Here is a 12,063-nt window from a genome sequence, read left to right on the forward strand (position 1 = left end):
GAGTGTTTGCTTACGCAGTATGGCGGTGAAGGTGCTTCTATGTAGGTTAGCCCAAGCCAAATATCGTTTAGTTGGTGAAGACTAAGCGAGGCTGTTCTGGTCTGACTTTTAAGTTAAGCTGCAGGAGTGTTTTAACGCCGGCGATCCCGTCTGGCGTGAGCTGTTGTTGTTGCTGGAACTGCTTTAACGCTTGTTCAAGTGTTTGCTCAAAATGATCTGTTTGGGTGCCATCGTAGGCTTGTAGTTGCGATAAACTTGCACTTAACCAACTCACCGCCGGCCCTTGATCGCCTCGCTTTAGGTATTCTTTAAACTGCAATGGAGCTTTCCAGAGTAGGGTGTACTCTCCAGTCCAATGGGCATTGAACCAAGACTCACTGACACGAATATGGCTATCATCCACCAGTAATTCCACGCCACGGTAAAGTTTAGCTAAGGTGGCAAAATATGGCCGTTGATTAGAGTCTTGCATTTTCACCACCACGGGGTGATTCATTCTTTTCAGCTGTTCAAGATTAGCGCTCTCTTCTAAGCAGCGAAGGCCAACAATTTGTCCGGTATTGCAATCAGCTCGTTCAGCGGGCAGTGTGTAGCCCCAAAGCTTATAAAGGTTTTGCATCGCTTGATGTGGTGACCGGCTGCTGGCGATAATGCTATCGAGATATTGACCCTCTCGGTTGTCAATATCATTGACTGGGCGGCTACGTTTTACTAAGCGCTTTGATTGGGCACTGATATTGACTGTTTTTTGTGTATTGAAGCTGGGTAAAAACCATGAGTTATTAGCACCTATTTTCACTGGTGGGTGGCTGGCTGGCGGTGTCAGCGTAATAGCTAGTGAGCCAATAATAGCCGCAGCGATACCGCTAACCACAACTGTGCGGTATGGTTGAATGAGTTGTTGCAACGCACTTTGATGACGAATTCCTTGGATTTCGTTGGCGACTTGCCGCACCATTTTAGCTGAAACCTGATGCTGTCCTTTGGCAAAAGCTGCCAGCATGGACTGGTCACAAATTAGATTAATTAAGCGCGGCACGCCTTGGCTGTGTAGTTGTAACTCTTTCAGTGCTAACCGGTTGAATACTTTTAATCGACAGCCGGCTATTTGTAGGCGATGAGCGACATAGAGGCACACTTCCCTGTAGTCCAATGGCAGTAAGTGATAACGCGCATGGATCCCTTGCGCCAGCACCAGTAACGATTCTTTTCTAAGTAACGCTAATAGCTCGGGTTGGCCGATAAGTACCACTTTAAGTAGCTTTTGCCCATCGCGCTCAATTTGCGTTAGTAATTTAAGTAATTCAAGGGACAGTGGCGTTAACAGCTGTGCTTCATCGATTAATAAAACAGAATGTTTTTGCTGGCAATGATTCTGATGTAGGTATTGAGTAATGAGGTCAAAAAGGGTTTTTAAATCGTCTTGGTCATTTTGATAGGGAATGGCAAATTCATCACAAATGGTTTCAAGTAGTTCAATTTCGCTAACCGAAGGGTTGATGATGTAGGCAAGAGAGGTTTGTTCTGTAAGGCCAGCTAGCCAAGTGCGGCAAACCATGGTTTTACCGGTCCCGACTTCACCTGTTAATAACACAAAGCCACCCGTGCCACCTTGCAAGCTATACATTAAATGGGCTAGCGCCTGCTCATGGCGGTCACTCATATAAAAGTAATCAGGGGCGGGAACGATCGAGAAAGGGTTTTCTCTTAGCCCAAAAAAGTCATAATACATTTTAGACTCACATCCTTGCCGTGAAGGTAATACGCTGATCCTTCAGCTGTTCAAAATGAAACTTTAGAGGATTTCACTTCATTAAAGCTGGATTCTACTGAGTTGTTAGTGATATTGGAATCATTAGCCGTGGTTTGAGCTAAATTTATCCGAAAGTAAAAAGTAATAAATAAAAAACCCAGCGGATAGGCTGGGTTTTTTGTTTCTGACGCTAGGCTGCTATAACGAAAAATTATTTCATTTTTCTGATACTTGAAGGTATTTCTCGCGGCTATCTGATTCCGTCAGCTCAGCCATATTCACTCCAAGTTGTTCACACGCCTCTTCAAAGCTAATTCCACAATGGCACATCAATACGTCGATGGCAGGTAAATATGCATGCATTTTTTATCTCCCTATATGTTACGACTATGTTATGCAGTTTTTTCGTTTCTGTGTATATTCGACTTTAGCATTAGACGGCATAATGTAATGCATCAATAAACTCTAGACCAATTTTTAATCATTGACGAAACAATTTGTTAGATTTTAGCGTTATTTTTTATTAGAAAAAATATTCAAGGTTAATGCTCAGCATGTCATCGTCTTTCCAGCTATAGAGTGGGTCATTGGCTTCGCTACTGTAGAATAGCCAAGCTTCTAGGTTCAATCGCCAGTGCTGACCAAATCGGGTACTCCCCTCGATTCGTCCTGAGTAGCTCATTTGTTCTAAATCTCTTGCCACCCCAAGTAATAGCTCGGAGCCATCGACATCGTTAAAGACCAACCGAGTACCGAGAAAAAGGTCGTTTTGATACGGCGTGTTAGCGTTTAAGCCGCGCCGATCCCAGTTGTATTCGCTTAACAGCCCTAAATCGATATTACTATCAGCTAGGCCGATCAGGGTGTATTCAAAGCCAGCGACGCCGGCTTGATAGTGTTCAAATTGCCCCTCTTTATGCAACGCTTCTATTTTCCACAGCCACTCGCCTAGTGTGGCTTGGATGTCGGTGCTGACCTGCCACATCTGTTGGTAATAAGGGGCTAGCTCATTTTGACCAACGGGTTGTAATATCGGCTCACGATCAGTGCCTTTAAAGCCAGCAAGACCGACATCCCAGTCGCCAAGGGTACGACTCCAGCGCAGTGCGAAGTCGATATGTTGCGCTTTGGCGGATGACTCATATCGCGCTTGGTTGGTATTTACCACTAATGGCGTTCGCAAACGTCCTTTTTCACCGGTGAAGGTTCGCTCTCTAAAGCCAGGCAAAACAAAAGCATCAAGTACGCCCCAGTCGCGGATTAAGCTTAAATGCGCCATAGGCTGGCCGAGCTTGCGATCGCCATTGACCGTTTCGACTTGATCAGTTTGATTGATCACATCCACTAGGTGTTGTGATTCTGTGACCCCCCAAAAAACAATACCAACCCCTAGCTCAAATTCCCAATCATCACGCAAATGAACCCATTTGGCTTCTTGAATATCCCAATGACTGCGCTCATCATCTAGGCTATCAAGGCGAGCGAAAGGGGTGAAAATAAAAGCATCTTGGCCATCATGCCAAGGCAGATAAAATTCAGGTTCAATCGCTATCGAGGTTTGGTGGTCACCTTGGTGTGCAAATTGCGCTGATTCAATAAAACTACGCTGTTGCAAGCTGATCGAGCCTTGCATCTCGACCGCTATTGCGGGTAAGTGAATAGCGCTAAGCAGCGCCGCTGCAAAGTATGATTTCATTATACTTCCTTGGTCAGTATCGACTGACTTCGCCTGAAATAAAGCTTTTGAATTAAAGTGGATAAAAAGGAGGGACGAACCCTCCCATTTTCTTAACGCGCGCGCTTGAGCTTACTTTTATTGAAGTCGGCTTCACTGAGCCCGGTATCAAAACGATATTCGCTAAAATTCAATTGCGTGCTTTTGCCTGTCTGATGATTTTCAACAGCGAGAAGGTTTGCGCGCCAAAAGCGTTTATTTTCGCCATCTAATTCTTGCCTCACTTCATAAGCTTGATAATTACTGAATGTTAATGTTTTCAGCAACGCGCTTTTCCGGTCGTAATATTCTGTCTTTAATACTCGATAGTGTTGCTGATCGATCCAAGTAATTAATTTGCTATAACCGGAATACTGGTCAGTGGGGATATTTTCAATTTTCCAAGTCTTTTCCCCGCCAATGTCAGCTTCACCTAAGTACCGATAGTTATATTTTTCGACTTCGAATGAGCTCAGATCTTCGTAGGCAAATTCACTGCCCATAAAAGGGCCAGACTTATTGCGTGACGCAATGCGTTTAACTCGTTTTAGGGCGGGTAAATACAGCCATTGGTCATCAGCTCCCGTGACGTGGGAAAAGCTTAAAAAAGCGGTACCTTTTACGTCATGTGGTGTGTCAAAAATACTCAGCGATTTATCACCATCACCTTTGACTTCCAAGCTCTTCATTCTTAGATTGCGGGTACTGGTTTGCCCTTGCGCATTGGTTAAACGCATTTCTAAGGTTGCTTCATTACTGCGCCAGCCAGTGTCGCGCAGTTTACGCTCTTGCATAATGGTTAGGCCCTGATCGTCACTGGCTAACACCGGGCTTATGACCGCCGTCGACATAAGTGCAACGGTGAGAGAAATAGGTAAATATATTTTTTTCATTATGGGGTTCCTATGGGTTGGCCAGAGAAGTTAATTTAGGTTCGGTATTGCTGGTTTCTATGCTGGTTGTTAACTTAGGTTTACGGTCAAATACCAGTAGAAATGCGGGTAAAATTAGCAGGTCAATCAGCAGCGCGATCATGACGACGATGCTAGTGAGCAAGCCCATATCGGCATTCATGGCAAAATTGGATTGGGTTAAAATGCCAAAGCCAACACAGATAACTAAGGTGGTAATCACGAGCGCTCGACCAACACTGGTAAAGGCATAAATAACGGACTGTTCGGTATTTTGACCTTGCTTGCGGGCGTGTTGGTACTTGCTTAAGAAGTGCACTGTATCATCGACAACGATCCCAAGTGTTAAACTAGAGACAATGGACAGGGCGAGGTTTATTTCACCATTAACCAATGCCCATAAGCCAAAACCTGCTAAGCCGGGCAGGATATTTGGCAACAGACTGATCAAACCTAGACGCCATGAGCGCAGCGCCACGCCAAGTAGAGCGGAAATCAACACTAAGGCAAAGGCCGTTCCAATCAACATGCTACCCATATTGCGTTCGCCGACATGAGCAAACATCGAACTGGTACTGGCAATATCCACTTGCAGGTTAGGTGCATGCTGCTCAAACCATGTATTTGCTCTGTGTTCTAAGGCTAAAATTTCAATGCTGCCGAGGTTTTTAAAGGTGGCAACAATGCGGGTGGCTGACTTATCAATGTTGATTTGATTGTTTAAATCTAAGCCGTACGGCAAGCTCATTTCATACATTAACAAATATTGTGCTGCGAGCTCTTTTTCATCCGGCAAACGGTATTGCGACGGGTCATCACCATGCATGTTCTTATTAAGGCGTTTGATGGTATCAGTCAGGGACAGGACATGATCTGTCTCTGGCTGAGCTCTTAGCCATTCAGTAAATTCAGCGAGTCGGCTGAGAAATGCTGGATCATTAATGCCATTACTAGCGCCGCTATCAAGACCAAACTCTAGGGTTGTCATACCGGAAATATGCTCCGCCATAAAATCAGAATCTTGGCGGAAGGTGGTATCTGTACTGAAATACTTTAGTGCATCATCATTTACCTGATTATTGGGTGCTTGAGATGCTAATGCGATCACCGTAATGATGCCAAAACCTAACACTTGTTTTTGCTTTTTTATCACCCAGAGGGCAAAGCGCGCCATATTGGCCGATGGGTTTGGCTGCGCTTTAACTTTAATCGGCATTATGCTCAGTAAAGCCGGTAGCAGAGTGATGGAAAATAGGAAGGCGAACAGCATGCCAACGGCAACTAAGTTACCTAAATCACGCAGTGGTGGTGAGTCTGAAAAATTAAGTGACAAAAAGCCAATGGCGGTGGTGACACTGGTAATAAATACGGGTTTAAGATTAATGCCCAAACTACTGTGTATGGCTTGTTTTTTGGTTTCGCCACGGCGCATCGCCAGCAACATGCTGCTAATAATATGAACGCAGTCAGCCACTGCTAATGTCATCACAATGGTGGGCACATTGACCGTTGGCGTGGTAAGAGGAATGCCAAGCCAACCGGATACGCCTAAGGTTGCGGCTATGGTGGCAATGATTACCGCTAGCGAGGCAATGGTGCTAAGAATAGAGCGCAGTAGAAAGGCAAGCATCAGCAAAATAGCCAAGAACATCCCCGGAACTAAAGTGCTTGAATCACTTTGAGAATAGCTGGCAAAGGCATCATTTAACATAACCATACCTGACATACGAATGTCGGTGTCAGGGTAAAGCGCTTCATATTTTGTTTTTAGCTCTTTAGCAAATGCGGCGACGGCTGGCCCTTCGGTTAGGGGATCTATTTCAGGCAGTTGTACGGTAACGTTGATAATAGTGACAGCACCATTTTCGCCGACTAACTTATTGAGTAACTCGGGTTGTGTTAGGGCGACTTGGCGGATTGCATCTTTTTTCTCTGGACTCAATAGATTGGTTTCGAGTAATAAATCTTCAACCAGCAAGTCATCTTCTTCAGCTCGGGTATGTTGAAAGTTAGTGATCGAGTCAACCCTTGTTGAATAAGGGGTTTGCCAAGATTCTTTGGTCATTTGATGGATCTGGCTCAGGGTTTGATCACTAAACACATTGCCTGATTTGGGCGCAATGATGAAGCTAACCGCATCTGACTTACTATAAACATTTTGCATTCGCTCAAAGGCTTGCAATTGGGGGTTATCAGGGCCAAAAAACACCCGATAGTCACCATCGAAATATAATTTGCTGGCACCAAAGGCAAAAGCAAATAGAATTAATAACGAGGCAAATAGGCTTATTAGGGGTCGCTCTACAACCCAAATCTGCCATTTTGCCACATTAGGGGGGCTAGTATTTTGCATTGTTTCCTCATTATGACGTTTCGTCATTACCTAGTAAAAAAATATGACGATAAATCACAAAGTGACGAATCGTCATGTGGTGGTGTAAAGAAAGCCAGTCAACTGGCTAGTTTATAATTCTCTACTGCTCGTTACTTATTTATTCAATGTAGCCAGCTCTTCATAAAAGATTTCTTCAGCAATGCGCTGCCAACTGGCTTTATAATCCCAGTCCCACGAATAGGGTTGCCACTGCAGTCCATCTAGTACAATTGAAGCATTAACCAACACCGCTGAGTCGATATCAATGCGCTCTAAGCAAGGCGTGGGCGTTGAGTTACGCAAAATAGTCACTGAGCCAAAGCTCATTGCCCAAATGGCGAACGTCACTTGATAGAGGTTATCTTCATATCGTCGACTTAACTCATTGTTTGCCATTGCTGTTTCAATCATGCCTTTGAGCATTTCGACCATTTCATCTTCAGTCTCACCAAGCGCTTTAATTCGCGCGGGGGAGGCTTTTTCAAAAACAGCTGGGCTCATTACCCTTAATGACACCATCGTTAAGATGGGGTAACACAAAGTGAACAATTCATAGCCGAAACTAAGTGCCAGTATGCGCTCTCGGCTATTGCCTTCAAAATTGGCTAACTTACCAAACATGCTCTTTTGGATCCTTAGACCCCGCGCGCACAGCGCACACCATAAATCTTCCTTACTCGAAAAATGGTTGTATACCGTTCCTTTCGAGTACTCAGAGCGGGCCGTTAACTTATCCATCGTGAGCTGCGCAAAACTATGCTCTTCAATAATCTCTATGGCCAAATCCAGCAATAGCTCTTCACGCTCTGCCACTTCTCTTGCTTTTCTTGTTTGTGTTGTCATGAGCCGCCACGTTCTTTAAATACATAAAATGAATTATACGTGTCTTCAGCATGCACAGCCATGATTTGGCGCACGAACAGTAATGAATGACTGAAAGTCTATAAATGACGATTGGTCATTAATCTAGTTTCATCTTATGTTGATGTCAATTATATTTTTCGAAAAAAAGCGGGCATTGCCCGCTTTGATAAATAAATCACAGATAAATCCTAGCTCGATTAATCGTCGCTAATTGATCCTATCTTATGAATGCTTAAATCGGCACCATGGTACTCAGCTTCTTGAGTCATGCGCAGGCCTACCGTTTTGGCGAGAATGCCGTATACGATAACACCACCAATCAGTGCGACAATTATGCCCGCTAAAGTGCCAATGACTTGTGACATCAGGCTCACTCCGCCCAGTCCGCCGAGCGCTTCACTGCCGAAAATGCCCGCAGCAATACCACCCCAAGCACCACATACCCCATGTAATGGCCATACACCTAGCACATCATCGAGTTTCATGCGGTTTTGTAAGTAGGTAAACAGCACCACAAAAAGGCCCCCGGCGATGCCGCCTGTTAGCAATGCGCCAATAGGGTGCATTAAATCTGAGCCAGCACAGACTGCTACTAGTCCTGCCAATGGACCATTATGAATAAAGCCGGGGTCATTTTTTCCGACCAGTAGTGACACTATGATGCCGCCAACCATAGCCATCAATGAATTTACCGCAACCAGGCCGGAAATCCCGTACATAGTTTGCGCTGACATCACGTTAAAGCCAAACCAACCGACAGTTAAAATCCAAGCGCCTAAGGCAAGAAACGGAATATTAGAAGGCGCGAAAGCGACTAACTTGCCGTTTCGGTAACGGCCATTACGAATACCAAGAAAGTATACCGCCACTAAAGCTAACCAACCGCCGACGCCATGAACAACCACCGATCCAGCAAAGTCATGGAAACTTGCGCCAAAGCTTGTTTCTAGCCAAGCTTGAAAACCGTAATTACCGTTCCAAATGATGCCTTCGAAGAAAGGATAAACAAACCCGACAATTAAACCTGATGCGGCGAGCATGGGATAGAATTTCGCGCGCTCGGCAATACCACCAGAGATAATCGCTGGAATAGCCGCGGCGAAAGTAAGCAAAAAGAAGAATTTTACTAATTCATAGCCGTTCGCTGTGGTCAGTTCACTAGCTGGGGCTAAAAACGTCACATCGTAAGCTATCCAATAACCTATGAAGAAGTAAATCACGGCAGAAAAGCCAAAGTCGGCAATGATTTTTACTAATGCATTAACTTGGTTTTTCTGACGTACTGTGCCCACCTCTAAGAAGGCAAAGCCTGCGTGCATCGCCAGTACCATAATGGCACCAAGTAAAATAAATAAAGTGTTTGAGCTTTGCACTAAGGTTTCTACTGCACTGTTGATGTTGTCCACTGTCTCTCCCTTTGCTTCCTGCCAAAGACATATCCTATGGCAGTAATAAAGCGGTTGTGTCTCGATATTAAAGTTTTTAGTTGTTATAAGGTTTCGATGGCTAGCTAGGCTGAGTACGTAAATGCCCGTGTGAGCTAAATCCTTGTCAGGGACCGTCATAGCAGGTTTTATGCCATAAATGTAAATAGTGGCTTTTTATGGTGCACCTGCTTTCCGGTGGGGCTTGGTTGTGGCGCGTTGGCGGGAATAAATAGCGGTTTTATGGCCTGTTTTACCCTATTTGTGAGCAGTATTGGTGCATAGTGTGGTGCGCTTGCTCTTTATTGGTGCTTTGAGGGATTAAAGTTTAACTAAAGGTTTTATTTTGGGCCGGGCTTTAGTCGAACATTTTCAGTATAATGCTGCGCTGACATTTTGATTTAGGCCTTCTATATGATCATTTCCCAGCAACAGTCATTGCTTGATTTCAATTCTTTTTCTCTTGATGTGAAAGCGCATACCTTAGTGACGCTGGCGTCAGAAAGTGATTTAGCCGATTTTGTTTATCAACCAGATACCCCGTATTTCATTCTTGCCGGCGGCAGTAATTTACTCTTTTGTGAAGATTTTAATGGCGTGCTTATTAAGCCTGATTTCAAAGGTAAAGCGGTAGTAGATGAGGGGGATGCTTGGCTGATTACTGTTGGTGCCGGTGAAAACTGGCATGACTTTGTCACTTGGTGCTTGGCTAATGGCTACCATGGTTTAGAAAACCTAGCGTTAATTCCAGGTTGTGTTGGTGCTACGCCCGTGCAAAACATTGGCGCCTATGGGGTTGAAGTAAAAGACTTCATTGACAGTGTTAAATCTTATCGCTTAGCAGATGGTGAATGGCAAACGCTATCACATCAAGCATGCCAATTTGCCTATCGTGACAGTGTGTTTAAACATCAGTATAAAAATACCCACCTTATCATTGAGGTTACGTTTCGTTTACCTAAACAATGGCAACGAACCTTAAATTATGGGGATTTAAAACAGCTGCCGGAAACGGCGAGTGCACAACAAATTTACGATCTGGTGTGTCAAGTCAGAGCTGAAAAACTGCCTGATCCGAACACCTTAGGTAATGCTGGGAGTTTTTTTAAAAACCCAGAAGTCCCAGCTGCGCAAGCACAGGCGTTAGCGATTGCTTATCCAGAGTTACCGATCTACGAGACTGGTGACGAAAATATTAAAAAGCTCGCTGCTGGCTGGCTAATTGATCAATGTGGTCTAAAAGGGCGGCAGATAGGCGGTGCGCAGGTGCATCAGAAGCAGGCATTAGTATTAGTTAATCAAGGTGGAGCAACACCTAAAGATGTGGTTGAGCTGGCGTGGCTAGTCCGTAATCAGGTGGCAGAGCGGTTTGGTGTGTTGTTAGAGCATGAAGTGCGCTTTATTGCGGCGCAGGGTGAAACAACTCTTGATGACATGATGCTGCAATTAGAGCGCAATGCATTAGCAGCTGAGCAAGACGCTTAAATTCTGAAATTATATAAGGTGGCGCTGAGATGACAGCCAAGAAGAATATTAATCTATTGATTCAATTATTAGCGGATGGACAGTTCTATTCTGGCGAATGGTTGGGGCAGCAGCTCGGCGTTACTCGTACTTCAATCAGTAATTATATCAAGCAAGCTGAAGCGCTAGGGCTGGATATTCACAGTGTAAAAGGTAAAGGCTATAAGTTGGTTGCGCCAATTGAGTTATTAGATGAAGCCTTGATCCGTTCTTTGTCGGAGCAAAAAGCGGTAGATGTTTTTCCGGTGCTTGATTCCACCAATCAATACTTATTAGACCGGTTAGATCAGCTAACACCCGGCGCAACCTGTATGGCGGAATGCCAAACCGCGGGACGCGGTCGACGCGGGCGGCAATGGGTGTCACCGTTTGGCTCGCATTTATATTTGTCCATGTACTGGCAGCTTGAAGCGGGCATGGGTGCGGCGATGGGGCTGAGTCTGGTGACAGGCATTGCCACGGTTAACGCACTTGAGTCCTTAGGTGTGGATGGCGTGCAACTTAAGTGGCCCAATGATATCTATGTCGAAGGTAAAAAGTTGGCAGGTATTTTAGTTGAAATGTCAGCTCAAGCTGCAGGCCCTTGCCAACTGGTGATCGGGCTTGGCCTAAATGTGAAGATGCCAGCAGCGGCGGCAGAAGGAATTGATCAGCCATGGACTGACTTAGAACAGATGGGGGCGAGCGGGATCGGTCGCAACCAACTGGCTGCAAGGCTGATTATGGCATTCGCGCAAAGTTTGTCATTGTATGAGCAAGCGGGACTGGAGCCTTTCTTGACGCGTTGGCAAGCCCTTGATGCGTTTATTAATCAGCCTGTTAATTTAATTATCGGGCCGAAAACTATTTCAGGTATTGCACGAGGTATTGATGCGCAAGGTGCTTTGTTAGTCGAGCAGCACGGGGTGATCAAGCCTTTTATCGGTGGCGAAATTTCTTTACGACTCGCTCAGGCCTGATGCAGATTTGTTTAAATGCCTGTTTTTCGTACCGTATGAGAGGGCTTTTGGTCGATTTTGTATGAAGTTTGCCCACTCAGTCGATTTATCTTATTTTTTTATCCTTTTACTGTTGCAACCGCGAAAACTATTACTTAGAATGCGCGTCACTTAAATGAAGCCGACTTAGCTCAGTAGGTAGAGCAACTGACTTGTAATCAGTAGGTCACCAGTTCGATTCCGGTAGTCGGCACCATTTAATCATTTAAGTACTGGGGGGGTTCCCGAGTGGCCAAAGGGAGCAGATTGTAAATCTGCCGCGAAAGCTTCGATGGTTCGAATCCGTCCCCCCCCACCATCTAAGTTTTAAAGTGGTCTTAAATGACAACTAGAAACATGATGCGGGCATCGTATAATGGCTATTACCTCAGCCTTCCAAGCTGATGATGCGGGTTCGATTCCCGCTGCCCGCTCCAATACAAAATGCTGATATGGCTCAGTTGGTAGAGCGCACCCTTGGTAAGGGTGAGGTCGGCAGTTCGAATCTGCCTATCAGCACCA

Annotated in this window: 9 protein-coding genes and 4 tRNA genes; 6 read left to right on the forward strand and 7 right to left on the reverse strand. The window is 45.1% G+C overall.

All coding sequences use genetic code 11. From position 1 onward, the window contains the following. Positions 1 to 67 precede the first annotated feature (67 nt). From K6Y31_RS05620 to K6Y31_RS05650, 7 genes are all read right to left on the reverse strand, one after another. On the reverse strand, positions 68 to 1,732 hold the full coding sequence (locus K6Y31_RS05620) for an ExeA family protein (protein ID WP_233051846.1): 1,665 nt from the start codon (positions 1,730 to 1,732) through the stop codon (positions 68 to 70). 237 nt (positions 1,733 to 1,969) lie between these two features. Next, on the reverse strand, positions 1,970 to 2,116 hold the full coding sequence (locus tag K6Y31_RS05625) for a hypothetical protein (RefSeq protein ID WP_232800674.1): 147 nt from the start codon (positions 2,114 to 2,116) through the stop codon (positions 1,970 to 1,972). Between the two features lie 160 nt (positions 2,117 to 2,276). Further along, positions 2,277 to 3,449 (reverse strand): hypothetical protein, encoded by a 1,173-nt coding sequence (locus K6Y31_RS05630; protein WP_233051847.1) that lies wholly within the window; start codon positions 3,447 to 3,449, stop codon positions 2,277 to 2,279. A 92-nt stretch (positions 3,450 to 3,541) separates the two neighbouring features. Beyond that, positions 3,542 to 4,360, reverse strand: coding sequence for an outer membrane lipoprotein-sorting protein (locus K6Y31_RS05635; protein ID WP_233051848.1), 819 nt, complete (start codon positions 4,358 to 4,360; stop codon positions 3,542 to 3,544). Positions 4,361 to 4,370: 10 nt separating this feature from the next. Continuing rightward, complete coding sequence (locus K6Y31_RS05640) at positions 4,371 to 6,731, reverse strand: efflux RND transporter permease subunit (RefSeq protein ID WP_233051849.1); 2,361 nt, start codon at positions 6,729 to 6,731, stop codon at positions 4,371 to 4,373. Between the two features lie 135 nt (positions 6,732 to 6,866). Then, positions 6,867 to 7,595, reverse strand: a complete 729-nt coding sequence (locus K6Y31_RS05645) for a TetR/AcrR family transcriptional regulator (RefSeq protein WP_233051850.1) — start codon at positions 7,593 to 7,595, stop codon at positions 6,867 to 6,869. Positions 7,596 to 7,813: 218 nt separating this feature from the next. Then, positions 7,814 to 9,022, reverse strand: coding sequence for an ammonium transporter (locus K6Y31_RS05650; RefSeq protein WP_233051851.1), 1,209 nt, complete (start codon positions 9,020 to 9,022; stop codon positions 7,814 to 7,816). 432 nt (positions 9,023 to 9,454) lie between these two features. Between K6Y31_RS05650 and murB the strand changes: the two genes are divergently transcribed. The 6 genes from murB to K6Y31_RS05680 all read left to right on the forward strand — a co-directional run bounded on the left by murB (position 9,455) and on the right by K6Y31_RS05680 (position 12,063). Beyond that, positions 9,455 to 10,525 carry a UDP-N-acetylmuramate dehydrogenase gene (murB, locus tag K6Y31_RS05655; RefSeq protein ID WP_233051852.1) on the forward strand — a complete coding sequence of 357 codons (1,071 nt, stop codon included), beginning with the start codon at positions 9,455 to 9,457 and terminating at the stop codon, positions 10,523 to 10,525. Positions 10,526 to 10,554: 29 nt separating this feature from the next. Next, positions 10,555 to 11,523 carry a bifunctional biotin--[acetyl-CoA-carboxylase] ligase/biotin operon repressor BirA gene (gene birA, locus K6Y31_RS05660; protein WP_233051853.1) on the forward strand — a complete coding sequence of 323 codons (969 nt, stop codon included), beginning with the start codon at positions 10,555 to 10,557 and terminating at the stop codon, positions 11,521 to 11,523. A gap of 159 nt (positions 11,524 to 11,682) precedes the next feature. After that, positions 11,683 to 11,758, forward strand: a tRNA-Thr gene (locus K6Y31_RS05665). A gap of 18 nt (positions 11,759 to 11,776) precedes the next feature. Further along, positions 11,777 to 11,860, forward strand: a tRNA-Tyr gene (locus K6Y31_RS05670). A 43-nt stretch (positions 11,861 to 11,903) separates the two neighbouring features. Beyond that, positions 11,904 to 11,978 (forward strand) — tRNA-Gly (locus tag K6Y31_RS05675). 9 nt (positions 11,979 to 11,987) lie between these two features. After that, positions 11,988 to 12,063: transfer RNA gene (locus K6Y31_RS05680), tRNA-Thr, on the forward strand.

The sequence above is a fragment of the Motilimonas cestriensis genome (assembly GCF_021295315.1).
Taxonomy (GTDB): domain Bacteria; phylum Pseudomonadota; class Gammaproteobacteria; order Enterobacterales; family CBDFNC01; genus Motilimonas; species Motilimonas cestriensis.

What these genes read in the sequence shown, in the direction of transcription:
- K6Y31_RS05620 (WP_233051846.1), bottom strand. Translation starts at nt 1,732, where the DNA reads ATGTATTATGACTTTTTTGGGCTAAGAGAAAACCCTTTCTCGATCGTT.
- K6Y31_RS05625 (WP_232800674.1), bottom strand. Translation starts at nt 2,116, where the DNA reads ATGCATGCATATTTACCTGCCATCGACGTATTGATGTGCCATTGTGGA.
- K6Y31_RS05630 (WP_233051847.1), bottom strand. Translation starts at nt 3,449, where the DNA reads ATGAAATCATACTTTGCAGCGGCGCTGCTTAGCGCTATTCACTTACCC.
- K6Y31_RS05635 (WP_233051848.1), bottom strand. Translation starts at nt 4,360, where the DNA reads ATGAAAAAAATATATTTACCTATTTCTCTCACCGTTGCACTTATGTCG.
- K6Y31_RS05640 (WP_233051849.1), bottom strand. Translation starts at nt 6,731, where the DNA reads ATGCAAAATACTAGCCCCCCTAATGTGGCAAAATGGCAGATTTGGGTT.
- K6Y31_RS05645 (WP_233051850.1), bottom strand. Translation starts at nt 7,595, where the DNA reads ATGACAACACAAACAAGAAAAGCAAGAGAAGTGGCAGAGCGTGAAGAG.
- murB (WP_233051852.1), top strand. Translation starts at nt 9,455, where the DNA reads ATGATCATTTCCCAGCAACAGTCATTGCTTGATTTCAATTCTTTTTCT.
- birA (WP_233051853.1), top strand. Translation starts at nt 10,555, where the DNA reads ATGACAGCCAAGAAGAATATTAATCTATTGATTCAATTATTAGCGGAT.